We start from the raw sequence: 24799 nt of genomic DNA, 5'->3' as shown, positions 1-24799 counted from the left end.
AAGAAAGCACTAACTTTTAGTTGGCACTATACATTAGTTAGTACTAACCTGGCGGCGACCCTTTGAGTGAGGAGAAGCGAAATGATCGTTGTCACCGGTGCCACCGGTCAGCTCGGCCGCCTGGTGGTGGACGGCCTGCTGGAGCGCGTGCCCGCGGATCGTGTCGTGGCGGCCGTGAGGACCCCCGGCAAGGCCGCCGACCTGGCCGCGCGCGGCGTCAAGGTCAAGGAGGCCGACTACGAGCGTCCCGAGACGCTCAAGCGGGCCTTCGCCCCCGGCGACACCGTCCTGCTCATCTCCGGCGACGCCGTCGGGCGGCGCCTCGGGCAGCACCGCGCCGTGGTGGACGCGGCCAGGGCGGCCGGGGTGGCCCGCGTCGTCTACACCAGCGTGCTGCACGCCGACACCACACCCCTGGCGCTGGCCGTCGACCATCGAGGCACCGAGGAGCACATCCGCGCCTCCGGGATCCCGTTCACCTTCCTGCGCAACGGCTTCTACACCGAGGTCTACGCGGTGTCCGTCCTCCAGGGGGTCGAGCACGGCGCGATCCTCGGCGCCGCCGGTGACGGCCGCGTCGCCAGCGCGTCCCGGGCCGACTACGCGGCCGCGGCCGTCGCCGTGCTCACCCGCGAGGAAGACGGCGACAGGGTCTACGAGCTCTCCGGCGACACCTCGTGGAGCCTGCCCGAGCTGGCCGCCGAGGTGTCGGCGGCCTCCGGCAGGCCGGTCGTCTACCGGGACCTCTCGCACGCCGACTTCCACCAGGCCCTGATCGACGCGGGCCTGCCGGAACCGGTGGCGACCATGTACGCCGACATCGACCTCGACATCGTCCAGGGAGCCCTGTCCCCCACCCCGGGCGAGCTCCGCGCCCTCATCGGCCGCCCCACCACACCACTGCGCGAGTCGGTGGCCGCCATCCTGAAGGAGGCGTGAGCCCTCGCCGTTCCGACAGGGGTGTGGGCTCTCCCTCTCCCGATGCGGGCGTGAACCCCCGCGAGGAAACGGCATCGGCGGGGCCGGGACCTACGGTGGCTCAGTCGCCCCGCGGCGGGTCCGCGACGGCGGTGGCGTCCTGGTCGTTCGCGGTGGCCTCCGGGAAGTTCCGTGCCCACCACGCGTTCCAGCGGGATTCGAGACCGGCGAACGCGGCGTCGTCGAGGCCGTACGTGGTGAGCACCATCATGGCGGTGCCGCCCGGGTTGGCGGGCGAGGGCGGATTCTGGGCGACGACCAGCAGGCCGTCACCCCAGCCGTCGACGGTGAGGCCGACCTGGTTGGCCGAGCGGAACCGGACCTGGCCGCGCAGCGTCTCCCCGGTGGGACCCTCCAGCTCGTACGGGCTCGCCGGGGGCAACCCGGCCACCGTCACGAGACCGGTGGCCTCCAGCACCGGCGTGGCCGCCGCGCCGGAGAGGAAGACCGTGCGCCGGTCGGCGCCCGGGTGCCGTTCCAGGGCGAACGCGAGCTGGTGGACGAAGGTGATCCAGCCCTCGGTGATGTCGTCGTAGTAGGCGTCCCAGTCGGGGTCGCCACCGCGCGGGGCCCGGGTCACCCTCAGGCGCGTACGGCCGTCGAGGTCGGTCAGCTCGAACAGGTCGCCGCCCTGGGTCTCCAGCCGGTGCTCGGCGGCCGACTCCACGACGTTCTGGTGGTAGATGACCTCGATCTCCTTGTCGAGGCCGTCGAAGTGCCAGCCGTGCCAGCGCCGGATCAGCTCGGGGTCGCGCAGCGCGCTCCACACGTCGCCGACGGGTACGGCGATGGTGACCTCTATGGAGTACGGCTCGTCTGTCATGGGATACCTCCAACGTGGGAACCCCGGACCTCGGTGCCGGGAAGGATGTCAACCGCCGGTTTCCGGTGTGCCGGAGACCGGGTGCCCGGCGTTTTCTCCCGGGCCGGAGGCCGGATGCCCACCGGTGTCCGGCGTGCCGGGAATGGAAGACCCACCGGTTTCCGGCACGCCGGGGGTCGGAGACCCGCCGGTTTCCGGCGCGCCAGGGGTGGGAGACCCACCGGCTCCTCGCGGGCCGGGGGCCGGATGTCCACCGGCGACGAGACGGTAGGGCCGCCCGCCGGGGGTGTCGAAGCGGGCCGCGACCCGCGAGAGGGCGTCGGCGAGCGCGTCGGTGAAGTCGTGCACGTCGCCGGGCTCGGCGAAGCGCACCCGCGCCTCGAGGGTGAACGTCAGCAGCCGGACGCCCTGCCGGTCGGCGGCGGCGGCCATGCGGGTGACGTCGCGCACCGTGTCGGCGGCCATCTCGACGAGGTGCTCGGCGGCGTACTGGTCGGCGACACGGCGAAACCCCTCGGCCACCTCGGCGGTCCCGGTTGTCCCGCCACCGGTTTCGCCGGTCCCGCTCGCCTCGCCGGGATCACCGGGTTCGTTGGGTTCGACGGATTCGTTGGCCTCGTCGGGCGAGGTGAGCACGCCGGGATCGACGAGGAAGGCGTTCGCGGTGACCCTCATGAAGCGCTCGACGAAACCGCGCCGCGGGCGTTCCTCCACCAGCTCGATCAGCCCGGCCTCCTCCAGCACCCTGAAGTGGTATCCGACCCGCTGGCGCGGCAGGTCGAACTCGGCCGCGAGCTGGACCGCGGAGGCGGGCTCGCGCAGACGGCCGAGAAGCCGTCGGCGGATCGGCGTGAGCGCCACGCGCAGACGGTCGGGCTCGTCCATGAGTGTCATCTCGGTCGCGGGCACGAACCCATGGAACCATTGGACAAATTAATCTGTCAATTACAAGCCGATGACCACACCGTCATCCGGCGCACGCCGGTCGGGCGCCCGCGTCAGTCGTGGCGCGGGATGCCGGAGACCTCGTGGTCGGCGTGGAACAGGGCCTCGCCGATGAGCGCGCGGACGTGGGCGTCGCGGGCCCGGTAGAGCACGCGGCGGCCGTCCCTGCGGGTGCGCACCAGCCCGGCGAGGCGGAGTTTCGCCAGGTGCTGGGAGACCGAGGGGCGCGCGACCCCGATCGCCTCGGCGAGCGAGCCGACGTCGTACTCCCCCGACGACAGCAGCCACATCAGGCGCAACCTGGTGGCGTCACTGAGCATCCGGAACGCCTCGGCGGCGGCCTCCACCTGAGCGCCGGTGGGTTGCTCCTGCGACGGGTTGTCACCTGATTCATTGTCGCGTGCATACATGACTACATATACTCCGGGAAAAGGGCACCGGTCGCAAACGAGGTAGCCATGTCCGACCAGCAGGATGCCGGTTCTCCGTCCCCCCACGGGCCCACCGGCTCCGATTCCCCCCACGACCAGGGCCACGAGGCCGCGCACGGGCACATCCATGAACACGGCCACGGCCACGGCCATGGTCACGATCACGGTCACGAGCGACGGGGGCCCGCCGGGCGCCGGTTCGGGAGGCTGCTCTCACGAGCGGGCCACGCCCTCACCCCGCACAGCCACGACAGCGCGAGCAGGACCGACACCGCCCTGGAGTCCAGCAGTCGCGGGATGCGCGTGCTGGCCGTCTCCTTCGCCGTGCTCATGGTGACCGCCGCCGTCCAGGCGGTGATCGTGGCCTTCTCCGGTTCGGTCGCCCTCCTCGGTGACACGCTGCACAACGTCGCCGACGCGCTGACCGCGCTCCCCCTGGCGATCGCCTTCTCCCTCGGGCGCCGGGCGGCCACCCGCAGGTTCACCTACGGCTACGGCAGGGCCGAGGACCTGGCCGGGATCGCCATCGTCCTGATCATCGCCGCCTCCGCCGCGCTCGCCGGGTACGAGGCCGCCCGGCGCCTGGTCGACCCCCAGGAGGTGAGGGCGCTCGGCTGGGTCGCCGCGGCGGCGGTGATCGGCTTCGTGGGCAACGAGTGGGTGGCCCGCTACCGGATCAGGGTCGGGCGCCGGATCGGATCGGCCGCGCTGGTCGCCGACGGGCTGCACGCCCGCACCGACGCCCTCACCTCGCTGGCCGTGCTGCTCGGCGCGGGCGGCTCGGCACTGGGCTACCCGATCGCCGACCCGATCGTCGGCCTGCTGATCACGGTGGCCATCTGCCTCGTCCTCAGGGACGCGGCCCGTGAGATCTACCACCGGCTGATGGACGCGGTCGATCCGGCCCTGGTCGACCACGCGGAGCGGATCCTGGCCGCCACCAGCGGGGTGCGGCGGGTGGGATCGGTACGGCTGCGCTGGGTGGGCCACACGCTGCGCGCCGAGGTGGACATCGTGGTCGGCGGCGACCTGTCGCTGCTCCAGGCGCACGCCGTGGCGGTGGAGGCCGAGCACCGGCTGATCCATCACCTGCCCCGCCTGGGGGCCGCCACCGTGCACGCCGACCCGGACGGCGGGGAAGGCGCCGACCACCACGCCGTCCTGGCCGGGCACCGGTAGGGCGTACCGGACCGGTACGCCCCCGCTGAGGCCGTCCCGCGCGAGCGGAGAGCCGGGGCACGCGGTCCGGCCCCGGCGGGGACGTACCCGCGCGGGCCGGGGCGCGGGAGATGTAGTCTCACATGATCACCGTCGCGGCCCGCGGACCGGAGCGGCCCGGCCCGGCCCGCAAACCGTGGCGGATCGCCCCCCGATCCAGGAGAAGCGGCTGCGTTGGCCGACCACAGCAGAGGACGTCCCGGCTGGCTGCACGTCGGCCCACTGGAGGCGCGGTTGACGCGCACCTGGGAACCTGGCACGTTCCCACCGGCGGAGACGCTCCTCGCGATACTGACGCTGGCGGCCGTGCCGCAGGTCCTCGCCACCCGCCTGACCACCCACCTGAGCGGCGGCATCGTGGTGGGCCCCGGATCGGTGCCCGACCTTCCCGGCTTCGAGTGGCTGCGCGGCGTCGCGCTGCCCCTGCAGGCGGGCCACTGGGAGCGCAGCGCGGGCGTGTACGACCCCCGGCAGCGGCGGATCGGGGTGGGAAGCACCCCTTCGCCCTCGGTGTCGGTGTGCGGGCACGAACTCGGCCACGCCACCGACCACATGGACCGGCTGCCCTCGCACTCCCCCTTCTGGACCGGCCTGCACGCCCGCACCCGCGACCGCCTTCATCCGCCCTACCGCGACGACGTCACCGAACTGTTCGCCGAGGCCTTCGCCTGCGTGCTCACCCGGAGGGCGACCAGGCTGCTCCACCTGGTCGGCGAGGAGGCGGAGGCCGAGCGGTTGTACCACCGGCTGTCCGGGCACTACGGCATCGGGTGAGCGTGGGCGTGCCGCGACCCCCGGAGCTATGCTGAGCGAACAGCGGTCAGGAGAGACGACGGAAAGGCCACGCCATGAACGTGACCATGCTGCCGGGGGGCACCCTCCGCGTCCCCGCGACGACCACGCTGGACAACGGCACCAAGGTCGACGGCACCCGCGACATCGGCCGCGACGACCCCGAATACTCCGCGTGGCTCGCCCTGGCGCAGGACGAGGACGAGCAGCGCCGCCGCGACGTCGAGGAGCGCGACTCCGACCGTGAGATCCTGACCCGCTGGCGCACCCGCCGGAGCGCGTGACCTCCTCCGGCCCCCGAAGCCCCGGCCCCCGAAGCGCGTGTCCCCCGCCGCCCCTCCCCCGCTCCCGGATCCGATCCCGCTCCCACGTGGTCCACGCGCCTCCCGCGCCCCGTGTGCGAACCGGCCCCCGGCGCCGCCCCGTGACGCCGGGGTGAACGATCTTGTGCCGTGGATCTCACTCTGGCTGCGCGCCCGCCCCGCCCGAGCGGGCCGTACCCGCGTCCTGGCGGTCGAGGGGCGCTCGGGATCGGGCAAGTCCACCCTCGCCACCGCCGTGGCCGAGGAACTGGCCGCGCCCGTCGTACGGATGGACGATCTCTACCCGGGATGGGACGGCCTGCTGGGAGGGGTCGACGCGCTGGTCGGGTGGATCCTGCGGCCGCTGAGCCGGGAGCGGCCCGCGCGGTGGCGGCGCTACGACTGGGCCGACGGCGGCTACGCCGAGTGGCACGAGGTCCCGGTCACCGGGATCCTGGTCCTCGACGGTACCGGCTCCGGTGCCCTCGCCGCCGCGCCGTACCTGAGCGGCCTGCTGTGGCTGGAGGCGGACGACGAGGTGCGCAAGGCCCGCGCGCTGGAGCGCGACGGCGACCTCTACGCCCCGCACTGGGACCGCTGGGCGGCTCAGGAGGAGCGTTTCCACGCCCGCGACGGCGTCCCCGCTCGCGCGGACCTGACGATCACCACCACCTGAGCCCCGGTACGGGAACCCGCGAGGCATGAGGGCCCGCCGGGCGGGGAGACCGGGCAGGGTCAGTGGCGTGGGACGGCGGCGATGCCCTCGACCTCGATGACGAGGCCGGGGGCGGCGAGCGCGGCGACCACGATCAGCGAGTGCGCGGGCCAGTCACCCCGCGGGTACCACCGGGCGAACACCTCGCCCTGCGCCGCGCGTGAGCCCTCCAGGTGCTCGGTGCCGGAGAGCATGGTGAACAGTTTGAGCAGATGCTCGGGACCGGCGCCCACGGAGCGGAGGAGGCTCTCGATGTTGGCGAAGACCTGCCGCGCCTGCGACTCGGCGTCCGGACCCGCGAGGGTGCCGTCCTCCAGCACGCCGACCTGGCCGGAGATCATCAGCAGCTCGTGTCCGGCGGGCGCGGCGGCCAGGTGACTGTAGCGGCCGAGCGGCGCGGCGGGGCCGGGGGGATTCCAGCGGCGGATCATCGGTTCTCCTCGTCGTACGGTGTCGTGCGGCGTGTCACGCGACGTGTCCCATCCTCCCGTTCTCCGCGCTCCGGCCGTACCGCCGGGGAGCGGCGGTCAGCGGGGAAGCACGCGCCCGAGGAAGTCGTCGACGAGCCGGGCGATCTGGGCTCCGTGACTCTCCAGCGCGAAGTGACCGGCGGGCAGCAGGTGGATCTCCGCGTCGGGAAGGTCGCGCTGGAAGGCCGTGGCACCGCCCGGCCTGAAGATCTCGTCATGGGCTCCCCAGGCGGCGAGCAGCGGGACCCTGCTCGCGCGGAAGTACTCCTGGAAGGCCGGGTAGAGATCGATGTTGGTGATGTAGTCGCGGAAGAGCCGGAGCTGGATCTCGGCGTTGCCCGGACGCTGCAGCAGCGCGAAGTCGTGGCGCCAGGTGTCGGGGCTGACGAGGCTCTCGTCGGGCACGCCGTGGGTGTACTGCCAGCGGATCGCGTCGAGGGTCAGGGCCTGGCGGACGGCGGCCTCGGTGTCCGGGGACGGATCGGTGCCGTAAGCCTGGATCGGGGCCCAGAAGTCCTCGTCCAGCCCGTCGAGGTAGGCGTTGCCGTTCTGGGTGACGATCGCGGTGACGCGCTCGGGGTGGGCGGTGGCGAGCCGCCAGCCGATGGGCGCGCCGTAGTCCTGCACGTACATGGCGAAGCGCGACAGGCCGAGCCGCTCGGTGAAGGCGGCGGTGATCTCGGCCAGGTTCGCGAAGGTGTAGTCGAAGTCGTCCACGGACGGCGTCGCGGAGTGGCCGAAGCCGAGGTGGTCGGGTGCGACGAGCCGGTAGCGGGTGGCCAGCCTCGGGATGAGGTCACGGAACATGTGGGAGCTCGTCGGGTAGCCGTGCAGCAGGAGCAGGATCGGCGCCTCGGGGTCCCCGGCCTCCCGGTAGAAGATCTCCTGCCCGAGCACGGTGACGGTGCGGTAGCGGGTTCGCTCATCCATGTCTAACCCCTTTGAGTCGTTGAGGGAGTTACTCATGGCCAGCGAAGCACCATCACTGCTAACCTGTCAACATGCCCAAGGTGGTTATAGGAGATATTGACCTCCTCCTGGACCTGCTCAACACCACCCCCGTGGTCGACGGCGTCCCCACGGACGCGCTGGACGACCCGCGCGACGCCGCCCGGTGGCTGGGTGAGCGCGACCTGCCCCGTTCACCGGCCGCCGCCGCCTCGGCCCGCCGCGCCAGGGACGCGATCGCCCGCGTCGTCAGGGGCGAGGAGCCCGCCCGGACGCTGGAGCCCTTTCTCGAAGGGGTGTCGCGGACCCCGTCGATCGGCGACGACGGCGTGCGCTGGGAGCTGAGCACCGGTTCCGCCGACCCGTTCGGCCTGCGGTGCGTGCTGGCCTGGGCGCACCTCCAGGAGACCTTGCCAGGCCGCCTGCGCCCGTGCGCCAACGACGACTGCCGCCTGTTCCTCGTCGACCACAGCCGGGCCGACACCCGCCGCTGGTGCTCGATGGCGGCCTGCGGCAACCGCCTCAAGGCGCGGCGCCACCACCGGCGCGCGACGAGCGGGAACGGTGGCGACTGACCGGACGGTGTACGGCCGAGGACCGCCGGGATCCCGCTCCCGGCACGGCGGCCGAGATCCACACCTTGCAATCGAACACGAAGTACGATCGAATGAACACGAAAGGGTTCCGGAACGGCATCGAACGATCAGTGATCACCCTCATCCCGGCAGGCGCGAGATGTGCGGCCCCGTCCGCCACCTCCGGGGATGACACCGGGACCATCGGCGCAGACTCACTCCGAGGAGAGCCCGTGACCACGTGGATGCTGCTGGACTACGGCGAGGTCATCTCCATGCCGCAGCCGTCCGACGCGACGGCCGCCATGGCGGAGCTCGTCGGCCAGGACCACGCGACCTTCCGCGACCGCTACTGGCACGACCGCGAGGCCTACGACCGCGGCCAGGCCTCCCACTCGTACTGGAGCGGGGTCGCCGGCAGGACGCTCGCCGACGACGATCCGCTCGTCGCCAAGCTCAACGCGGCCGACGTCGCGAGCTGGTTCCACCTCAACCCGGAGAGCCTGCGCGCCATCGAGGACCTCGCGGAACACCACGGGCTCGCCCTGCTGTCCAACGCCCCGGAGCCGCTGGCGGCGGCCATCGACGCCGCCCCCTGGGCCTCGGCGTTCACCCATCGCTTCTACAGTTGCCGCCTGGCCCTGGCCAAGCCGGATCCCGCCATCTTCGAGGAGGTCCTGCGTCACCTCGACGCCGCCCCCGGCGACGTCACCTTCCTGGACGACCGGGCCGTCAACGTCCACGCCGCGGCGGCGCTCGGCATCAACGCCCTCCTCTACCCGGACTGGCCGTCCCCCTAGAGGAACCACCACTGAGCAGCCGGAACGCCAAGATCGTAATGATCGGCGATCGAGCCCGCGGCCCGTTTCCGCCGTGTTCCGGAACCCAAGGGAAGCCGTACGGCTGCCTGGGCACGTCGCACATGGAAGCGAGGGGTAGCGTGGCCGTCATGCCGACCGTGTCCATGAACAAGCTCGGAGAGTTCCTCCGGGCCCATCGCGCGCGCCTCGATCCCGTGGATGTCGGTCTGCGCGGGGGAGGCGACCGCAGGGTCGCCGGGCTCCGTCGCGAAGAGGTCGCCGTGCTCGCCGGAGTGAGCATCGACTACTACACCCGGCTGGAGCAGGGACGAGAGCGTAATCCGTCCGCTCAGGTCCTGAACGCGATCGGACAGGCGCTCAAGCTCAACATCGACGCCCGCGGCCACGTCTTCCGGATCGCCGGGCTGAATCCCAACCTGGCACCGGCCAGTTCACGAGACCCGGCCCACCCGGCGCTGCTGCAACTGCTGGATTCCCTCCCCTCCGCGGCGGCATACGTGCTGAGCCCCGCGTTCGAGGTGCTCGCCACCAACGCCATCGCCGCCGCGCTGCTCTCGCCCTTCTCCGGCGTGACCAACATGATCCGGGTGCTGTTCCAGCACCCGCAGGCGCGAACCGTGTTCGTCGAATGGCCCACCCTGACGGAGCAGACCGTCCATGCCCTGCGCCTCAACGCGGGCTACCACCCGGATGATCCGGAGATCAAGGCGCTCGTCAACGAGCTTCTGCGCACCTCTCCCGAGTTCCGGGCCCTGTGGCAGGACCAGGCCGTGAGCGGGCTTCCTCGCACGTCCAAGATCTTCGTCCATCCGGAGGTGGGCCGCGTCGAGCTGACCTACCAGACCTTCGACGTCCGCGACGCTCCCGGCCAGCAGCTGCTCGTCGGCACGGCGGAGCCCGGAAGCCGCAGCGCCGACGCCCTCGCCTACCTGGGTTCCGTACACGCCACGGCCTGAGCCGTAAGTACGAAGGTCGTGTCTTCCTGGTTGTGCCGCACCTAGGAAGACACGACCTTCTCCCGGCACGGCGGCGGACGCACGCTTGGTCTCGCGGCACTCTCGCCGCGAGCCCAGCGTTCTCCAGGAGTCCTCATGAGCAGCCCGCCGACCGCCGACAGCAAGATCGTCCTCATCACCGGAGCCAGCAGCGGCATCGGTGAGGCGACCGCCCGCCGCCTGGCCGCCGACGGCCACCACGTCGTCCTCGGCGCACGGCGGGTGGACCGGCTGGAGGCACTCGCCGGGGAGATCCGCACCGCGGGTGGCCGAGCCGACCACCGGGAGCTCGACGTGACGAGCCTCGACAGCGTACGCGCCTTCGTCGAGAGCGCCCACGAGCGTCACGCCCGCATCGACGTGTTCGTCAACAATGCGGGCGTGATGCCGCTATCGACGATCGACGCGCTGCGCGTCGACGAGTGGAACCGGATGATCGACGTGAACCTGCGCGGCACCCTGCACGGCATCGCGGCCGTCCTGCCGCACATGCGCGCCCGAGGTGTCGGTCACATCGTCAACGTCGCCTCGACGTCGGCGCACCGGGTCGACCCCACGGCGGCCGTCTACTGCGCCACCAAGTACGCCGTCTGGGCGCTCTCCGAGGGATTGCGCCAGGAGAGCCGGGACATCCGCGTGACCATCGTGAGCCCGGGCTTCACCCACTCGGAACTCACCGACCGTGGCGGCGCCCCGGAGGTACAGGCCGCCGCGCGGGCCGCGATGGAACAACTCGCCATCCCGGCCTCCGCCGTCGCGGACGCCATCGGGTACGCGATCGGCCAGCCCGGCAACGTCGACGTCAACGAACTCGTCGTCCGTCCCACCGCCCAGGGCTGATCGCGATGCGGAGGAGGCTCCCGCGCGACATGCCATCATGAACGATCCAGTACCGGGTGGGAGCCGTCGCGGCCGTCTTACTCGCCACACTCCCCTCACCACACAGACTCACGCGGTTACTCGGACCCGGTGAAGGCCACGATTCCGGTGTCGTCGGTCGTCAGTCGGCGGGGTCGTCGACCTGGGAGGGGCGACGAGGCCCGCCTGAGCGCGGGCCCCGTCATGGGATGTTCAGACCGGCCAGGACTCCCGGCGCCAGGCCGCGTCCCAGAACATCCACTCGTAGCGGGCCGTGGTGGCGAAGTGTTCCCTCGCCCTCGCCCGCTGCCCCTCGGTGGCCTCGGCGCCCACCCGGTCGGCCAGGGTCACGACCCTGCGGACCGTCTCCTGGAATTCCTCGTTCCCGTACGCCTCGATCCACCGCCGGTAGAGAGGATCCGGTGACGAGCGGGCCAGCAGGTCCTCGCCCACTCTGGCGTAGATCCAGTAGCAGGGCAGGACCGCCGCCAGGGCGTCGAGGAACGAGCCGCTGTAGACGGTGGCCAACACATAGCTCGTGTACGCCCGCGTCGTCGGCCCCACCGGAAGGGCCGCGGCCTCGTCGGCCGAACCGCCCAGGTCGGACATGAAGGCGGCGTGCATCTCCTGTTCGGCCGCGATGGCTCCGGCGGCGTCGGAGGCGAAGGCGCGGGTGGTGTCGTCGTCGGGGGCCCTGGCCGCGCACACGGCCAGGGCCCGCGCGTAGTCGCGCAGGTAGTGGGAGTCCTGGACGACGAAATGACGGAACGCCTCGTGAGGGAGGGTGCCGTCGACGAGCCCGGTGATGAAGGGGTGGGCGAGGATCGCCCGGTAGGTGGGGGCGGCGGCGTCCCACAGCTCGTCGCTGTACGTGATGGTGGAAGTCAACTCATACGTCATCGAACAGACCTGCTCCCTACGCCGGCATGACCCGGTCAGGTTCAAGCGGTCTGTGGCCGCCTCAGCCACACTCTCAGCCCGATGCGCCGGGCTCCCGCGGTGTCGTGATCAAAACTAACCGACGGAAACGAGATCCGCCACCGGGCCCAGGCTGAACAGCCCGCTCGCCGCCCCCGCCGACTCTCCGACCGCCGGGAGCAGCGCGGCCCTGGCCCGGCCGAACACCCGCGCGTCACCCCGTTCACGTGCGGCCGGCGCGAGGGTCCTTCGGCCAGGTCCGGCACGGCGGCTGGGGCCACGGCATGGCGGTGCGCCCCTACCGGGGCGGCTACGCGCCGATCGGCCGGTTCGGCTGGGACGGCGGCAGCGGCTGCTCCGCCTGCGCCGACCCGGTGAACGGGGTCACCGGGATCCTGCTCACCCAGGTCGGCATGTCGAATCCCGGCCCCGGCCCGGCTGGCCCACGACTCCTGGACCAGCCTCTACCGGGACCTCGCCCAGTAGGGAATCAGTAGGGATAGCGCACCGGCAGGTCGGTGGTGGTCAGCCAGCGCCGGGTGGTGAACTCCTCAAGGTTGGAGTCGCCACCCGACCGGCCGCCCAGCCCCGACTGCCCGATCCCGCCGAACGGGGCCAGCGCCTCGTCCTGCGGGGTCGCGTCGTTGACGTGGACCATCCCGCCGCGCAGCCGCCGCGCCACCGACAGACCCCGCCGTAGGTCGGCGGTCACGACGGAGTTGACCAGGCCGTATTTGGTGTCGTTCACCAGCCGTACGGCCTCCTCGTCGCTGTCGACCACGATCACCGGGGCGACGGGGGCGAAGATCTCCTCCCGCCACAGCGCCATGTCGCCGGTCACCGACGTCACCACGGCCGGGCGGAAGAACGGCGCCTCGGCGGGCCCGCCCGTCAGCACGGTCGCTCCCCCGGCCACCGCGCCGGCCAGCAGGTCGGATGCCCGCCGCCACTGGGCCTCGTTGATCATTGGGCCGAGGCCGACGGCCGCCGTGTGCGGGTCGCCCACCTGGATGGCGGCCGCCCGGCGGGTCAGCTCGGCGACGTAGGCGTCGGCGACGCCGGTGTGCACGATGTGGCGCCCGGCGGTGATGCAGGTCTGGCCCTGGTAGTGGAAGCTGGACCAGGCGCCGATCATCGCGGCCTGCTCCAGGTCGGCGTCCTCCAGCACGACCAGGGCGTTGTTGCCGCCCAGCTCCAGCGACACCTTCTTCAGCAGGCCGCCCGCCTGGGCGGCGATGGCGCGGCCCACCTTGGTCGAGCCGGTGAAGTGCACCATCGCGGTCTCCGGATGGGTGACCAGGCGCTCGCCGACCTCGGGTCCGCCCTGCACGACCTGGAACACCTCCCCGTCGAAGAGTTCGGCCGGCAGCGACCCGCCGCTGAGCGGGGTCTCGGGCGATGGCTTCAGCACGACCGTGTTGCCCAGCGCCAGCGCGGGCGCGACCACCCGCATGCCCAGGATCAGCGGGAAGTTCCACGGCGTGATCGCCGCGACGACGCCCAGGGGCAGCCGCTCGGCCAGGCTGACACGGCCCACATGGTTGGAGGGCAGCAGTTCGCCGACGGGCCGGGCGGCGAGCGCGGCGGCCTCGTGCAGTTCGCCGATGGCGGCGCCGATCTCGTAGTCGGCCTTGCCGGGGACGCAACCGGTCTCGCGCACGATCAGGTCGCGGGCCGTCGCCGCGCGGGCCTCCAGTCTCCCGGCGGCCCGGCGCAGCGCGGCGGCGCGTTCGGTGTAGGGCAGCGCGGCCCAGGCGGGCTGGGCCTTCGCCGAGCGCGCGATGGTGGCGTCGACGTCGGCGACGGTGGAGACGGGTACCTCGCCGAGGGTTTCGCCGGTGGCTTTGTCCCGCGAAAGGATGGGGGTGGACATGTCCGCTCCTCAGGTTTGGAGACGTCGGGCGAGTGCGACCGCGCCCGTGACCGGGGGGTCGCCGAGCAGGTGCACGGTCAGTCCCGGGTGATCTGCCGCGACCGCGTCGCGGAAGGCCGCGTACAGGCCGGGCTGGCTCGTCATGACGCCGCCCGCCGCGACGACGTCGGTGACCCCTGCCCCGCGTGCCATCAGCTGACCGACCAGGGTGGCGAGGCCGCGCCCGCCTTCGGTGATCGTGGCGCGGGCGTCGTGGGAGCCGCGCGCCGCCGCCGCGAACACGGCGGGTGCCTTGGGCGCCCAGTGCTCGGCCGTGGGCAGGTCGTTGACGGTACGGGCCAGCCCGACGGCGTCCCCGACCCCGAACGCCTCCATCAGCAGCGGCAGCAGGACATCCGTGGTGTCTCCGGCGTCGTTCCTGGTCAGCGCGGCCCTGACCGCCTCGCGGACGAGCGCGGGGGCACTGCCCTCGTCCCCGATGACCCAGCCCCAGCCGCCCGCGAAGGCGAGCTCGCCGCCCGGCAGCACCGCGACCGCGATGGAGCCGGTGCCCGAGATGACGCCGATGCCGGAGGAGAGCCCGGCGGCGGGCACCAGCAGGGCGGCGTCGTTGGTGACGGCGGCCGGGACCCCGGCCGCCGTGGTCAGCGCGTAGCCGAGTTCCGCGCAGTGGTGCTCGTCGTCGCACCCCTGGGCGCCCGCCGCGACCGCCACGACGGTCTCCGTGGAAGGACGGTGCCGCTCGACCAGATCGGCGATCCACCGGGCCGCCTCGGCGACGGGCGTGGCCGACCACGTCTCGCTCGGCACCACCGCGTCGGCCACCGGCTCCCCGGAAGGGGTCTCGTAGCGGAGGTGGGTCTTGGTGCCGCCGATGTCCAGCCCGGCCAGGACGGTCACAGGGCCGCCCCGACCTTGGTGTCGGCGTTGTCGAAGACGAACTCCTCGATGTCGACACCGGAGTGTTCGGCCGTCCGCGCGACCAGGGTCTGGAGCACGATCGCGTCCAGGATCGCGCGCTGGCTCGGCGGCACCTCCGGCACCCGCACCACCTGGAGGGCGGGGCCGTCGGCGACCTCGGCGGAGGTCACCAGGATGACCGGGTGGTCGGCGGAGGCCAGCGTGTGGGCCAGGGCGATCTCGCGCTCGTCGCCGAAGAGCATGTGGACGGTGTTGCCGGCCGACTCCATCGCGCCGTGCAGGTACTGGCGGGTGCTCATCGCCGCGCCGGGCAGGCGCACGGTCTCGCGGAACAGCAGCGCCCCGGCCTCGGCCGAGCCCGCCGCCGGGCCGCCGCCCACGAAGTCACCGGCCCTGGCCGCCGCGAAGGGGGCCGCCAGGTCGTCGGCCCTGGGGGCGAGCGCGCTCTCCAGTTCGTCGACGTGGCCGGCCAGCGCCGCCCAGGACGGGTCGATGGCGCCCCGGTTCCAGGCTTCGGCGATCATCCCGAGGGCGGCCACGGTCGCGGTGTAGCCGATGGTGGAGGCGTAGCTGTCGGGGATGCCGCCCAGCGAGACCCCCCGCCCGGCCAGCTCGCTGATCGGCGAGGGGGCCACGTTGGTCACCGAGTAGCGTAGCCACGGCTCGACCGACTCCAGCACCGCCAGCGTCTCGGAGCTGCGGCCGCTCTGCGAGACCGCGACCAGCGGGTGGACGCTGCGCGGGAACGGCAGCGGGTGGTCACCGGCGGACAGCCGCCAGGCGTGGACGCCACGGGTACGCAGCGTCCACGTCGGCGCGCACGCCGCGGCGTGGCTGGCCCCGATGGCGACGAAGACCGGCCCGGCTCCGTGGAACCACTCCCCGGCCGCGCGGGCCGCGACCTCTCCGCTGAGCCGCTCGATCGCCGCCCGCAACGCGGCGGCCTGGCCGGCCCGCGCGGAGGCGAAGGAGATGTGACCTTCTTTCGGCGTAGACATTCTTTCCCCAGATCAGTTCGTTAGGAGTGGCAGTGACCGGCCGCCGACGGCGGGATGTCCAGCGTCGGGTTGCGGCCGAAGAAGCCGGAGGGCTTGAGCGTGAAACCGGTGTGGTCGACCGGCATGACCGGCCAGTCCTCCGGGCGCGGGAAGTGCGTCATCCCGAAGGTGTGCCACACGACGACGGGGGCGCCGTCGATGTCGCGGTCGGCCGCGATCCAGGCGGGCATGCCCGCCCCGCCCGGGTGCTGGTTGACGAGGTCGCCCGCCGGATAGAGCTCGGCGGGGTCGTACGCGGTGACCCACAGGTGGCCGCTGGCGAAGGTGGCCCGGCCGTACAGGTCGGAGTCGGGGTCGGCCAGCAGCACCGGCAGGCCCTCCGGGTGGAGCACGTAGGCGACGTCCTGGCCGAGACGGTTCTGGACCTCGGCGTTGCCGACCCGCCAGACGCGGCCGCGCAGGCCGTCGGCCAGGCGCGGGGCGTCGCTCTCGCGGCGCAGCCGGGTCACCTTCTGGGTGATGCCGGTGCCGGTCGGGTTGTCCGGGCCGCGTGGCACCGCCGCCGCCTCGGCCTCTTCGACGTAGTTGGCCGGGCCGTCGACGGCCATCTCCAGGCGGGCGCTGAACAGGTGCTGGTGGTGGGGGGCGCCCAGGCCGGGGGCGACCTCGGTGGCGTAGGCGTAGGGGCCGCCCGGGTTGGGGTGGCCCGAGGTGAAGACGACGCCGGTGGCCTTGACCTCCAGCTCGATGGTGCCGTCGAGGTAGAGGTACCAATAGAAGCCGTAGTCGTAGTTGCCGACGGTGACGAAGAAGGAGATGACCAGCCGCCGGTTGCGGCGCACCACGCTGGAGTCGGTGAAGTGGGAGGTGTGCTTCCACAGCACCCCGGCGTCCTCCTCGTGGACGCAGATCGCCTGCGGGATCACGCGGGGGTTGCCGGCGTTGTCGGCGACCACGGCGTCGAGATAGGTGATCTCGCCGAGGCAGTCGCAGCCGAGCTGGAGGGAGTTGGCGAAGTTGCCGAGCAGATACTCGCCGCCGTCGAAGAAGGTCTGGAACCAGCGCTGGGGGCTCGGGTCGGCGTACGGGACGACCATCTCCGCGACCGAGGCGCGGTCGACCACCGAGCGGTCGCCGACGGTCAGGTGGCGCAGCACCAGGCCCTCGCGCGAGTCGAAGCAGACCTGGACCTTCCAGCCCAGCCACTCCAGCACGCCGTCGTCGTCGATGGTGAAGCTCGGGCCGTGGGGTTGCGTGATCTCGATCGGCTTGAGGCCCTCGCGGAGGGTGCCGTTGAACTCGGCCAGGTGGAAGTTGCCGTCCTCCGTCGGCACCTCCAGCACCCGGTCGTCGAGGACGTCCACGACCGCCTTGCCGACCACGTCGACGTGGGCGACGACGCCGTCGACCGGGTGGGCCCAGGGCAGGTCGTCGGCGTTCTTCTGGAGGAAGGTGAGACAGCGCTGCAGGCGGACGCCCTGTTCACCGGGGTTCATCGCCCTGCCCGCCGACAGAGGCTGCACCCGCAGGACCGACAGGTCGGTCAGGCCGCGCCGGGCCATCGCGGCCTGCCAGCGCTCGTCCGCGTGCACGATCGCCTCGACCATCGCGAACTCGAGCATGACGACCGGCACCTGACCGTCGGTCGCCGGGTCGAGCTCGGTGACCGACTCCAGCCGGTCGTCGGCCGGGCAGGCCACGACGTCGTGGGAGCGGCCGTCGGCCAGGTCGACCAGGAACGCGCGGAACCGGCGCGGCCCGAGGGCCTGCCGCTTGTCCGGCTCCTTGAGGCCCAGGTAGGAGACGTGGGTCGTCTCGGTCAGCAGGCCCTCGCGGTGGAGGATCGCCCGCACGGCCGAGATCTCCTCGGCGCGGATCGATCTCAGCGCGCTCTCTTGTTCGCTCACGATGGCTCCTCTCATGACCAAAGTACTACCTGTGTATTTACCACGCCATACCAATATGACCGAGCTGGTACGAGGTTGGGTTGATTTCAGGAGAAGGCAACTGCCTGTTTAGGCCTGTCCATGGTGGTATGTCAGGAAATCCGATAACCGGGAAACCGGACTCATCTGGTCTTCAGTGGTTTGCGCATGGGAGGTGAGTCGCGCGATAATGCGTCCGTGAACTCCCCGACGCCCGCGCCGATCCACGGTGACCACCCCGAACCCCTGTGGATCCAGGCCGTGAACCTGATCAAGGACCAGATCGGCGGCGGCGTGCTGAAGCCGGGCAGCCGGCTGCCGCCGGAGCGCGAGCTGTGCGACCGGCTCGGCATCAGCCGGGTCACCCTGCGCAAGGCGCTGGGCGCCCTCGTCGACGAGGGGATCCTCAGCCCTTCCCATGGCCGGGGCTGGTACGTCGCCCCCAGCCCCCCCGCCCGCGAATGGCCCAACAGCCTTGAGTCGTTCACCGAGACCGCCCGCCAGATGGGGCTGACGCCCAGCTCGACCGTGCTGCGCCACGAGGTCGTGCCGACCAACCTCGACGAGGCCGAGACCCTGTCGATCGCGCCGGGCACTCCCCTGTTCGTGCTGGAGCGGGTGCGCCTGCTCAACGACGTGCCGATCGCGCTCGACCTGACCCAGGTGCCGGCCGCGCTCGTGCCGGGCTTCGCCGACCTCGACTTCCGCTCGGGTTCCCTCTACGAGCACATCGCCGCCATCGGGCTCGACCCGGTCAAGGCCAACGCCACCATCGAGGCGCGCGAGGCCGACACCTACCTGGCCGGGCATCTCCAGCTCGAAGTCGGCAAGCCGGTGCTGGCGATGCGCCAGCTCGTGCTCAGCGCCACCGACACCCCGCTGTTCTCCTCCGTCGTCTTCTACCGCGGCGACCGCTACCGCCTGCGCACGTTCTTCCTGCGGGGCCGGGGCCGGCTGTAGTCTCACTTGCCGATGCCCTGGCTGAGGCCCTGGACGAACTGCCGCGAGAACACGACGAACAGCACCACCAGCGGCACCGCGCCGAGCGTCAGCGCGCCCAGCAGCGCCGGATAGTCGTTGAGGAACTGGCCCACGAACTGCTGCACTCCGAGCGTCACCGTCTGGTTGGCCCGTCCGGGCGCCAGGATCAGCGGGAACCACAGGTCGTTCCAGATCGGCAGCATCGTCACCGACGCCACCGCCGCCAGCCCCGGCCGCACCATCGGCAGCACGATCGACAGGGTCTGCAGCTCTCCCGCGCCGTCGATCCGCGCGGCCTCCTTGACGGCGGCGGGCACCGCCTTGAAGTACGTCATGAGCAGCGCGATCGCCAATGGCAGGCTCATCGCCGTGTAGACGAGGATCAGCGCCACCAGCGTGTCCATGAGCTGCCACGAGATCATCGTCTTGATGATCGGCACGGTGCCCAGCCGGATCGGCAGCATGATGCCCAGCACGAAGAACCCGCCGACGACCGGCGCGAACCGCACCTTGTACTCCGTCAGCGCGAACGCGGCCAGCGTCGCCAGCACCAGCGTCAGCACCGTGCTCCCGACGGTGACGATCAGGCTGTTGCGGTAGTTGAGGACGAAGTCGCCCCGGTTGAACACCCGGTCATATCCGGCCAGGCTGAAGGTCTCGGAGTTCGGCAGCGCGAACGGCTCGTTGAAGATGCCCGGCGTCGTCTTGAACGAGTTGACGACGATCACCAGGATCGGCGCGATCGCCAGCAGCGCGAACACGATCAGCAGGCCGTGCGTCACCAGCGATCCCGCGCGGCCCGCGGCCCGCGTCTTGGTCGTCACAGTTCGTAACTCCTCAGTCGACGGTGCAGCAGCCCGAAGTACGCGCCCGTGACCACCAGGATGATCAGGAAGATCACGCTGGCCACGGTCGCGCCGAGGTCCAGGTCGGAGAGCTGGCCGCTGGACCCGAAGAAGGTCCGGTAGAACAGCGTGCCGAGGATGTCGGTGCTGTAGTTGGGCCCCGGGGCCGACCCGTTCAGCGCGAAGACCAGGTCGAAGCCGTTGAAGGTCCAGATGTACGTCAGGATCGCGATCAGCCCGAACTGCGGCGCGATCAGCGGGAACTTGATCCGCCAGAAGGTCGACCACGATCCGGAGCCCTCGACCCGGGCGGCCTCCAGGATGTCGTTCGGGATGGCCAGCAGGGCGGCGTACAGGAAGATCATCGGAATGCCGACGTACTGCCAGACCGACATCAGCGAGATGGTGGGCAGCGCCGTGCGCTCGTCGCCGAGCAGCGGGAAGTCGACCAGGCCCCACAGCGGGTTGATGATCAGACGCCAGACGAAGCCGACGATGACCACCGACAGCGTGGTCGGGATGAACAGCAGCGTGCGGTAGAGCCCGGCAGAGCGGCGCAGCCGCCCGGAGGTCAGCAGCGCCGCCAGCAGCAACCCGAGCGGCACCTCCACCACCAGGTGGATGGCGAAGAACTCCAGGTTGTTGGTGAGCGCGTTCCAGAAACGCTCGCTCGTGGTGGGGTTGGTGAACAGGTAGACGTAATTGTCCAGCCCGACGAACCGGACGGGGCCGTTGTCGGTGTCGTACAGGCTGTAGTAGATCGAGTTCACCAGCGGGAGCGCCGCGAACACCACGTAGACGGCGAGCGCGGGCAGGGTGAACGCGAGGAAGTAGCGGTAGGCCCGGTTCAACGTGCGCCTTTCCGATCGCGGGCGGGGTGCCGGGCGGCAGACGCCGCCCGGCACCCCGCCCCGCCGCCTCACTGCTGCGGCGTGTACCAGCTGGACAGACCCTTCTGCAGTTCCTCGGTGGCCTTCCGCGGGGTCAGCCCGTCGTTGTACATGAGCTGCAACACCCGCCACACCTCGTCGTCGAAGGGCGGGGTGCCGACGCTGAGCCGGTCGAGGCCCAGCCGGGGGGTGAGCCGGGCACCCTGCTTGAGGGTGGCGAAGTCCCGCGCGAGCGCGTTGCTGTAGGTGACCGGCGTCTTGGCCATGGAGAAGAAGCCGGGCAGCTTGTTGACGTACAACTCAAGGAATTCGGGGCTGGTCGTCCAGGTCAGGAACTCCTCGGCGGCGGCCTTGTTCCTGCTGGCCGCGCTGACGCCGATCGCCATGTCGGGCATCTCCTGCAGGTAGCGCTCACCACCGGCACTCAGCGCCGGAGGGCCGAAGACGCCGACGTCGAGACCGTCGACGGCGACCTGGTTGATGTTCCAGGAGCCGTCGGGCAGGATCGCGGCCTTGCCGAGCGTGAACAGCTGCGTCATGTCGGGGTACTTGAGGCTCTCGAAGCCCTTGGGCAGATAGGGCTTCCAGGAGTCGAACGCCTCGAACGCCTTCACGAACTCGGGGTCGGTGACCTTCTTGGTGCCCTTGATCAGGCCCTGCCGCCCCTCCTCACCCTTCCAGTAGACCGGGCCGATGCTGTAGAGGCCGTTGTAGGCGAGCTGCCACGACTCCGACGAGCCGACCGCCAGCGGGGTGTACCTCCCGTCGTCCTTGATCTTCTTCAGCACGGCGAGGAACTCGTCCTGCGTGGCCGGGACCTGAAGACCGAGCTCGGCGAAGATGTCCTTGTTGTAGTAGAAACCGGCCAGCACCGAGGCGGTCGGCACGCAGTAGCGGCTGCCCGCGTCGTCCGACCACGGGCTCAGCGCCAGGTCGTCGAAGTTGCCGAGCATGGGCTTGCCGTCGAGCTTCTCGAAGTAGCCCTTCTTGATCCACGACCGGTTCACGTCGTACGGGCGGCAGGTGATCAGGTCAGGTCCGGTACCACCCTGGACCTGCGACTCGATCGCCGCGTTGTACTCGTTGGTGTTGGTCGGGCTGAACTCGACCTCGATGTCCGGGTGGGTCTTCTCGAAGGCAGGCAGGATCTCGTCCTGCCACATGGCCAGGTCCTCGGTCCGCCAGCTGCCCAGCGTCAGGGTCACCTTGCCCTGCGGCGCACCGCTCGCGGTGCCCTCGGACGCCGCCGCACCCGGCTGGACGCCGGTGGCGGATGGCGCGCAGGCCGAAGTCAGGACGGCCGCCGCCGCTGCGACCAACGCAACGGATGCACGTATCGCATGCATGGGGTTGCCTCTCGTCATCGTTGTCATCGCGTGGCATCACCCTGGTGGCCAGCGCCTGATGCCGCAGAGTACACACGGATTCGCTGTGGTAACAAGAGGTATTGCTTTGGTTTACCGTGATGCTACCTTTCGAACCACGGTGTGCCCCGCGCTGCCGCAGAGAGCCCACAGAGAGCCCACGGAGGACCTGATGATCGGTGTCGGCCTGCTCGGCGCAGGGTTCATCGGCGAGTGTTACGCCGATGCCCTCGACGACGTACGGGATGCGCGGCTTGTCGCGCACTACTCCCGCTCCCCTGAGAGAGCCGCCGCGTTCGCCGAAAAACCCGGACGCAACACCAGACCATACGAGACCATGACCGCGCTCTGCGCGGACCCGGAAGTCGACCTGGTCGTCATCGCGCTCCCGAACGAGGTGCACCTGGAGGCGGTCCGGATCGCCGCCGCGGCCGGGAAGGGCGTCGTCTGCACCAAGCCGCTCGCCCGCACCGGCCCCGAGGCCGCCGAGGTCGTCCGCGTCGCCACCGAGGCCGGCATCTGGCACGGCTACGCCGAGAGCTCGGTCTTCTCCCCCAACATCGCCAAGGCCCACGAGATGGTCGCGGCGGGCGGCATCGGCGACGTGATCTGGATGCGCGCCCGCGAGGGCCACTCGGGCCCGCACGCCCCCCACTTCTGGGACGCCGAGACCGCCGGCGGCGGCGCGCTGCTCGACATGGGCTGCCACACCGTCGAGTCGGCCCGCCACTTCTTCGGCAAGGACAACCCGATCACCGAGGTCTTCGCGTGGGGCGCCACGCTGGTCCACGGCGACAAGACGACGGGCGAGGACACCTCGATCGCGCTGCTGAAGTTCGCCGGAGGCCAGATGGCCTCGATCGAGTCGTCGTGGGTGGAGCAGGGCGGCATGCAGCTCCGGCACGAGATCGTCGGCAGCGCCGGGCGCCTGGTGACCGACACGGCCTCGACGCCGGTGTGGGGCTTCATCACCAAGCCGGTCGGCTACCTGGTGGAGAAGTCGGACGCGGACACGGGCTGGGTGTACCCCGTACCCGAGGAGACGAGGGCCTATGGGTTCTCGCAGCAGATGCGGCACTTCGTGGACCGGTTCGCGGCCGGGGAGGAGCCGCTGGAGACCTTCCACGACGGGCTCGTGGTGAACGAGGTGATCGACGCGTGTTACCGGTCGATGAGGTCGGGCCGTTGGGAGCCGGTCTGATCAGGACCACGGCCTTTACGGCGGGGAGGGCAGGACGCGCCGGACCACCGCCAGGAGTTCCTCCGGCTTGGCGAGGGCGGTCCGGAACTCTCGCGGATGGTCGCGGGGCAGTTCCCGGCGCGGCCGGACCGCCTCGCCGAGATCGGCGTGCGCCCGCCGCCCGGCCGACGGGTGGCCGGAAGGGGGCGGGGAAACGACTCGGCGGGCGGTCACGCCGAGAAGCGGGCCACCCACTCGCGGGCCCCGGGGAGGATCTCCTCCACCGGCGCCACGTGCGGGTACCAGGTGCGCTCCCACTCCAGGGAGACCCAGCCCCCGAAACCGCGCAGCAACTCGCCGCACTCGTCGAGGGGGACCCCGCCCGACCACATCGGCACCGGGGTCGTGTCGGTGGCCGAGACCGCGTCCTTGATCTGCGCGTACGCCAGGTGCCCGGCCAGCGCCGCCAGGGTCTCCGCGGGCTCCTCGCCGTGACGCCACGGGTGCAGCACGTCCCACAGCGCGCCCGCCGCCTCGGGAACGCCCGCCGCGTCCAGCAGCCGCCCGACCGAGGCGCCGGTCGGCATCGCGTCGTGGGTCTCCACCAGCACCCGTACCCCCGACTCCACGCACAGGTCCGCGACCGCGCGCAGCCGCCGCGCCCCCGCCTCGACGTCCTCTCCCCCGGGGAAAACCCGTACGCCGGGGGCGCCCAGGTCGGCGGCGAGCGCCAGGTCGTCCCGCAGCGCCCGCACGACGGGTTCGTCCGGTCCCGCCACGGCGATCCTGACGTATCCGGCGAGGGCGGAGATCTCCAGCCCGGCGAGGGCCGCGCGGACCGTCGCGCGTTCCGCCGGGGAGAGCCCGGCGTGGACACCGGTGTCGGGGTGGAGGCGGAGTTCGAGCCCGGCGCACCCGTACTCCACAGCCGTCGCGACGGCCTCGCTCAGGCCCTGCCCCGGCATGCCGAGCGTGCTGAACGCCAACCTCATCCCGACTCCCTCCCACCATTTTGGAAAGCGCTTCCCAAGCAAGTCCATCGTAAACGCACGCCACCTCGGGCGTGCCGGGAGCGGCAGGGGCCTCCCTCAGGTGGGGCCGCCGGGCGGGCCATCCGTCGCACCGGATTAGCGGCGCGCGAGTGAGGGGAGGCCCCAAGTGATGCCGATCGGGGGGCGCGGAGCCGGAGGAGCCCCGGACTCGCAGCGACATCGATCTTCTCAGCTGGAGAATCCCATGACTGGACGCGTATCGGCGCCGGGCGACCTCGGCCGCCGGATCGCCAGGCGACGCGAGGATCTCGGCCTCACCCGGGACGAGCTGGCGAGGCGGGCCGGGATCGATCCCGGCTATCTCGCCTACCTGGAGGACGCCGTGGCCTCACCGAACACCGGCACCGTGAACCGCGTGGCCACCGCCCTGGACACCAGGCCCGAGGAACTGCTCGGCGGGTACGCCGGTCTGCCGCCCGGACGGGGCCGACCGGCCCTCCGGCCCCCGGCGCCGGAGACACTGGACCGGGACGAGTGCCTGCGGCTCATCACCCCCGGCGGGGTGGGACGGATCGCCTTCGAGGAGATCGGCGGGCCGGTGATCCTGCCGGTCAACTACGCCCTGCACGGCAACTCGGTGATCTTTCGCACCGCTTTCGGCGGCCCGCTCGACACCACCCTGCGCACCGGGGTCCAGGGGGTCGAGTCCAAGGTCGCCTTCGAGGTCGACCGGATCGACGACGCCGGTCGCGAGGGCTGGAGCGTGCTGGTGCGCGGCGGGGTCCACCACGTCTCCTCGGAGGAGGACCGCGCCGCCCTGGCGGCGCTGGGCGTCCGGCCGTGGGCGGGAGGTGAGCGGGAGCTGTACGTGAGGATCGCCGCCACCGAGGTCACCGGCCGTCGCATCCGGCGCGGCCCGTGATCCGCACGGAGCTCAGGAGCCGACCGTGATCCTCGCAGAGCTGAGAAGCCGACCGTGATTCGCACGGAGCTCAGGAGCCGACCGTGATCCTCGCAGAGCTGAGAAGCCGACCGTGATTC

Annotated in this window: 28 protein-coding genes and 1 riboswitch; of the genes, 13 read left to right on the top strand and 15 right to left on the bottom strand. The window is 71.4% G+C overall.

The genetic code is table 11. The features are described 5' to 3' along the window. Positions 1-81: 81 nt before the first annotated feature. Positions 82-939, top strand: coding sequence for an NAD(P)H-binding protein (locus ABD817_RS24190; protein WP_344920386.1), 858 nt, complete (start codon positions 82-84; stop codon positions 937-939). A 100-nt stretch (positions 940-1039) separates the two neighbouring features. Here the strand turns inward: ABD817_RS24190 and ABD817_RS24185 are convergent, their stop codons facing one another. The 3 genes from ABD817_RS24185 to ABD817_RS24175 all read right to left on the bottom strand — a co-directional run bounded on the left by ABD817_RS24185 (position 1040) and on the right by ABD817_RS24175 (position 3156). Beyond that, on the bottom strand, positions 1040-1801 hold the full coding sequence (locus tag ABD817_RS24185) for an SRPBCC family protein (protein WP_344920385.1): 762 nt from the start codon (positions 1799-1801) through the stop codon (positions 1040-1042). 48 nt (positions 1802-1849) lie between these two features. After that, positions 1850-2710, bottom strand: coding sequence for a helix-turn-helix domain-containing protein (locus tag ABD817_RS24180; protein ID WP_344920384.1), 861 nt, complete (start codon positions 2708-2710; stop codon positions 1850-1852). Between the two features lie 89 nt (positions 2711-2799). After that, a complete protein-coding gene (locus tag ABD817_RS24175) occupies positions 2800-3156 on the bottom strand; it encodes an ArsR/SmtB family transcription factor (RefSeq protein WP_344920382.1) in 357 nt (118 codons plus the stop codon). A 48-nt stretch (positions 3157-3204) separates the two neighbouring features. Here ABD817_RS24175 and ABD817_RS24170 point away from each other — a divergent pair, with 48 nt between their 5' ends. The 4 genes from ABD817_RS24170 (at position 3205) to ABD817_RS24155 (ending at position 6165) form a co-directional block, all read left to right on the top strand. After that, the gene (locus ABD817_RS24170; RefSeq protein ID WP_344920381.1) at positions 3205-4356 is read left to right on the top strand and encodes a cation diffusion facilitator family transporter; all 1152 of its coding nucleotides are present in this window, start codon (positions 3205-3207) and stop codon (positions 4354-4356) included. Between the two features lie 213 nt (positions 4357-4569). Then, positions 4570-5169 carry a hypothetical protein gene (locus ABD817_RS24165; protein ID WP_344920380.1) on the top strand — a complete coding sequence of 200 codons (600 nt, stop codon included), beginning with the start codon at positions 4570-4572 and terminating at the stop codon, positions 5167-5169. A 74-nt stretch (positions 5170-5243) separates the two neighbouring features. Further along, entirely contained in the window at positions 5244-5471 is a 228-nt protein-coding gene (locus tag ABD817_RS24160; protein ID WP_344920379.1) for a hypothetical protein, read from the top strand. 151 nt (positions 5472-5622) lie between these two features. Then, entirely contained in the window at positions 5623-6165 is a 543-nt protein-coding gene (locus ABD817_RS24155) for a nucleoside/nucleotide kinase family protein (protein ID WP_344920378.1), read from the top strand. Between the two features lie 59 nt (positions 6166-6224). Here ABD817_RS24155 and ABD817_RS24150 read toward each other — a convergent pair whose 3' ends face one another. Next, a complete protein-coding gene (locus ABD817_RS24150; RefSeq protein WP_344920377.1) occupies positions 6225-6635 on the bottom strand; it encodes a RidA family protein in 411 nt (136 codons plus the stop codon). A gap of 96 nt (positions 6636-6731) precedes the next feature. After that, on the bottom strand, positions 6732-7604 hold the full coding sequence (locus tag ABD817_RS24145) for an alpha/beta fold hydrolase (protein WP_344920376.1): 873 nt from the start codon (positions 7602-7604) through the stop codon (positions 6732-6734). 71 nt (positions 7605-7675) lie between these two features. Between ABD817_RS24145 and ABD817_RS24140 the strand changes: the two genes are divergently transcribed. The 4 genes from ABD817_RS24140 (at position 7676) to ABD817_RS24125 (ending at position 10853) form a co-directional block, all read left to right on the top strand. Next, positions 7676-8197, top strand: a complete 522-nt coding sequence (locus ABD817_RS24140) for a CGNR zinc finger domain-containing protein (RefSeq protein WP_344920375.1) — start codon at positions 7676-7678, stop codon at positions 8195-8197. A 233-nt stretch (positions 8198-8430) separates the two neighbouring features. Next, the gene (locus ABD817_RS24135) at positions 8431-8997 is read left to right on the top strand and encodes an HAD-IA family hydrolase (RefSeq protein WP_344920374.1); all 567 of its coding nucleotides are present in this window, start codon (positions 8431-8433) and stop codon (positions 8995-8997) included. A 149-nt stretch (positions 8998-9146) separates the two neighbouring features. Next, complete coding sequence (locus ABD817_RS24130) at positions 9147-9974, top strand: helix-turn-helix domain-containing protein (protein WP_344920373.1); 828 nt, start codon at positions 9147-9149, stop codon at positions 9972-9974. Positions 9975-10109: 135 nt separating this feature from the next. Further along, complete coding sequence (locus tag ABD817_RS24125; RefSeq protein ID WP_344920372.1) at positions 10110-10853, top strand: SDR family oxidoreductase; 744 nt, start codon at positions 10110-10112, stop codon at positions 10851-10853. Between the two features lie 231 nt (positions 10854-11084). Here ABD817_RS24125 and tenA read toward each other — a convergent pair whose 3' ends face one another. Next, positions 11085-11771, bottom strand: a complete 687-nt coding sequence (tenA, locus tag ABD817_RS24120) for a thiaminase II (protein WP_344920371.1) — start codon at positions 11769-11771, stop codon at positions 11085-11087. Further along, a riboswitch (TPP riboswitch) is annotated at positions 11768-11879 on the bottom strand. Its footprint overlaps the gene before it by 4 nt. Before the next feature lie 137 nt (positions 11880-12016). On the opposite strand from tenA, the gene ABD817_RS24115 reads away from it, so the two are divergent. Continuing rightward, on the top strand, positions 12017-12286 hold the full coding sequence (locus tag ABD817_RS24115) for a serine hydrolase family protein (protein WP_344920370.1): 270 nt from the start codon (positions 12017-12019) through the stop codon (positions 12284-12286). Here the strand turns inward: ABD817_RS24115 and ABD817_RS24110 are convergent. The 4 genes from ABD817_RS24110 to ABD817_RS24095 are packed head-to-tail and all read right to left on the bottom strand — an operon-like array spanning position 12280 to position 17488. Further along, a complete protein-coding gene (locus tag ABD817_RS24110; RefSeq protein WP_344920369.1) occupies positions 12280-13662 on the bottom strand; it encodes an aldehyde dehydrogenase family protein in 1383 nt (460 codons plus the stop codon). The two genes, ABD817_RS24115 and ABD817_RS24110, sit on opposite strands and share 7 nt — an antisense overlap. Positions 13663-13671: 9 nt before the next feature. Next, positions 13672-14562 (bottom strand): BadF/BadG/BcrA/BcrD ATPase family protein, encoded by an 891-nt coding sequence (locus ABD817_RS24105; RefSeq protein WP_344920368.1) that lies wholly within the window; start codon positions 14560-14562, stop codon positions 13672-13674. Beyond that, positions 14559-15581, bottom strand: coding sequence for an SIS domain-containing protein (locus tag ABD817_RS24100; RefSeq protein WP_344920367.1), 1023 nt, complete (start codon positions 15579-15581; stop codon positions 14559-14561). Before ABD817_RS24100 ends, ABD817_RS24105 begins: the two co-directional genes overlap by 4 nt. A 20-nt stretch (positions 15582-15601) precedes the next feature. Continuing rightward, positions 15602-17488, bottom strand: coding sequence for a primary-amine oxidase (locus ABD817_RS24095; RefSeq protein WP_344920366.1), 1887 nt, complete (start codon positions 17486-17488; stop codon positions 15602-15604). 216 nt (positions 17489-17704) lie between these two features. Between ABD817_RS24095 and ABD817_RS24090 the strand changes: the two genes are divergently transcribed. After that, complete coding sequence (locus ABD817_RS24090; protein ID WP_344920365.1) at positions 17705-18466, top strand: GntR family transcriptional regulator; 762 nt, start codon at positions 17705-17707, stop codon at positions 18464-18466. 2 nt (positions 18467-18468) lie between these two features. Here ABD817_RS24090 and ABD817_RS24085 read toward each other — a convergent pair whose 3' ends face one another. The 3 genes from ABD817_RS24085 to ABD817_RS24075 form a co-directional block, all read right to left on the bottom strand. Continuing rightward, positions 18469-19311, bottom strand: a complete 843-nt coding sequence (locus ABD817_RS24085; protein WP_344920364.1) for a carbohydrate ABC transporter permease — start codon at positions 19309-19311, stop codon at positions 18469-18471. After that, on the bottom strand, positions 19308-20183 hold the full coding sequence (locus tag ABD817_RS24080; protein WP_344920363.1) for a carbohydrate ABC transporter permease: 876 nt from the start codon (positions 20181-20183) through the stop codon (positions 19308-19310). Before ABD817_RS24080 ends, ABD817_RS24085 begins: the two co-directional genes overlap by 4 nt. 68 nt (positions 20184-20251) lie before the next feature. After that, entirely contained in the window at positions 20252-21541 is a 1290-nt protein-coding gene (locus ABD817_RS24075; RefSeq protein WP_344920362.1) for an ABC transporter substrate-binding protein, read from the bottom strand. A gap of 217 nt (positions 21542-21758) precedes the next feature. Between ABD817_RS24075 and ABD817_RS24070 the strand changes: the two genes are divergently transcribed. Beyond that, entirely contained in the window at positions 21759-22787 is a 1029-nt protein-coding gene (locus tag ABD817_RS24070) for a Gfo/Idh/MocA family protein (RefSeq protein WP_344920361.1), read from the top strand. A 15-nt stretch (positions 22788-22802) separates the two neighbouring features. Here ABD817_RS24070 and ABD817_RS24065 read toward each other — a convergent pair whose 3' ends face one another. Next, positions 22803-23000: a hypothetical protein gene (locus tag ABD817_RS24065; RefSeq protein ID WP_344920360.1), complete on the bottom strand. Its 198-nt coding sequence runs from the start codon at positions 22998-23000 to the stop codon at positions 22803-22805. Continuing rightward, positions 22997-23758, bottom strand: coding sequence for a sugar phosphate isomerase/epimerase family protein (locus ABD817_RS24060; protein WP_344920359.1), 762 nt, complete (start codon positions 23756-23758; stop codon positions 22997-22999). The genes ABD817_RS24065 and ABD817_RS24060 overlap by 4 nt, the downstream gene beginning before the upstream one ends. A gap of 244 nt (positions 23759-24002) precedes the next feature. Between ABD817_RS24060 and ABD817_RS24055 the strand changes: the two genes are divergently transcribed. After that, complete coding sequence (locus tag ABD817_RS24055) at positions 24003-24680, top strand: pyridoxamine 5'-phosphate oxidase family protein (protein WP_344920358.1); 678 nt, start codon at positions 24003-24005, stop codon at positions 24678-24680. Positions 24681-24799: the final 119 nt, after the last annotated feature.

This window comes from Streptosporangium oxazolinicum (assembly GCF_039537505.1).
GTDB classification, from domain to species: Bacteria; Actinomycetota; Actinomycetes; order Streptosporangiales; family Streptosporangiaceae; genus Streptosporangium; species Streptosporangium oxazolinicum.
The sequence above is the reverse complement of the archived record's forward strand: the minus strand, read 5'-3'. Positions and strand labels throughout refer to the sequence as shown.

Coding starts and splice junctions, on each gene's coding strand:
- ABD817_RS24140 (WP_344920375.1), top strand. CDS start 7,676: ATGCCCAAGGTGGTTATAGGAGATATTGACCTCCTCCTGGACCTGCTC.
- ABD817_RS24160 (WP_344920379.1), top strand. CDS start 5,244: ATGAACGTGACCATGCTGCCGGGGGGCACCCTCCGCGTCCCCGCGACG.
- ABD817_RS24110 (WP_344920369.1), bottom strand. CDS start 13,662: ATGTCCACCCCCATCCTTTCGCGGGACAAAGCCACCGGCGAAACCCTC.
- ABD817_RS24125 (WP_344920372.1), top strand. CDS start 10,110: ATGAGCAGCCCGCCGACCGCCGACAGCAAGATCGTCCTCATCACCGGA.
- tenA (WP_344920371.1), bottom strand. CDS start 11,771: ATGACGTATGAGTTGACTTCCACCATCACGTACAGCGACGAGCTGTGG.
- ABD817_RS24145 (WP_344920376.1), bottom strand. CDS start 7,604: ATGGATGAGCGAACCCGCTACCGCACCGTCACCGTGCTCGGGCAGGAG.
- ABD817_RS24070 (WP_344920361.1), top strand. CDS start 21,759: ATGATCGGTGTCGGCCTGCTCGGCGCAGGGTTCATCGGCGAGTGTTAC.
- ABD817_RS24170 (WP_344920381.1), top strand. CDS start 3,205: ATGTCCGACCAGCAGGATGCCGGTTCTCCGTCCCCCCACGGGCCCACC.
- ABD817_RS24190 (WP_344920386.1), top strand. CDS start 82: ATGATCGTTGTCACCGGTGCCACCGGTCAGCTCGGCCGCCTGGTGGTG.
- ABD817_RS24130 (WP_344920373.1), top strand. CDS start 9,147: ATGCCGACCGTGTCCATGAACAAGCTCGGAGAGTTCCTCCGGGCCCAT.
- ABD817_RS24185 (WP_344920385.1), bottom strand. CDS start 1,801: ATGACAGACGAGCCGTACTCCATAGAGGTCACCATCGCCGTACCCGTC.
- ABD817_RS24100 (WP_344920367.1), bottom strand. CDS start 15,581: ATGTCTACGCCGAAAGAAGGTCACATCTCCTTCGCCTCCGCGCGGGCC.
- ABD817_RS24060 (WP_344920359.1), bottom strand. CDS start 23,758: ATGAGGTTGGCGTTCAGCACGCTCGGCATGCCGGGGCAGGGCCTGAGC.
- ABD817_RS24150 (WP_344920377.1), bottom strand. CDS start 6,635: ATGATCCGCCGCTGGAATCCCCCCGGCCCCGCCGCGCCGCTCGGCCGC.
- ABD817_RS24055 (WP_344920358.1), top strand. CDS start 24,003: ATGACTGGACGCGTATCGGCGCCGGGCGACCTCGGCCGCCGGATCGCC.
- ABD817_RS24175 (WP_344920382.1), bottom strand. CDS start 3,156: ATGTATGCACGCGACAATGAATCAGGTGACAACCCGTCGCAGGAGCAA.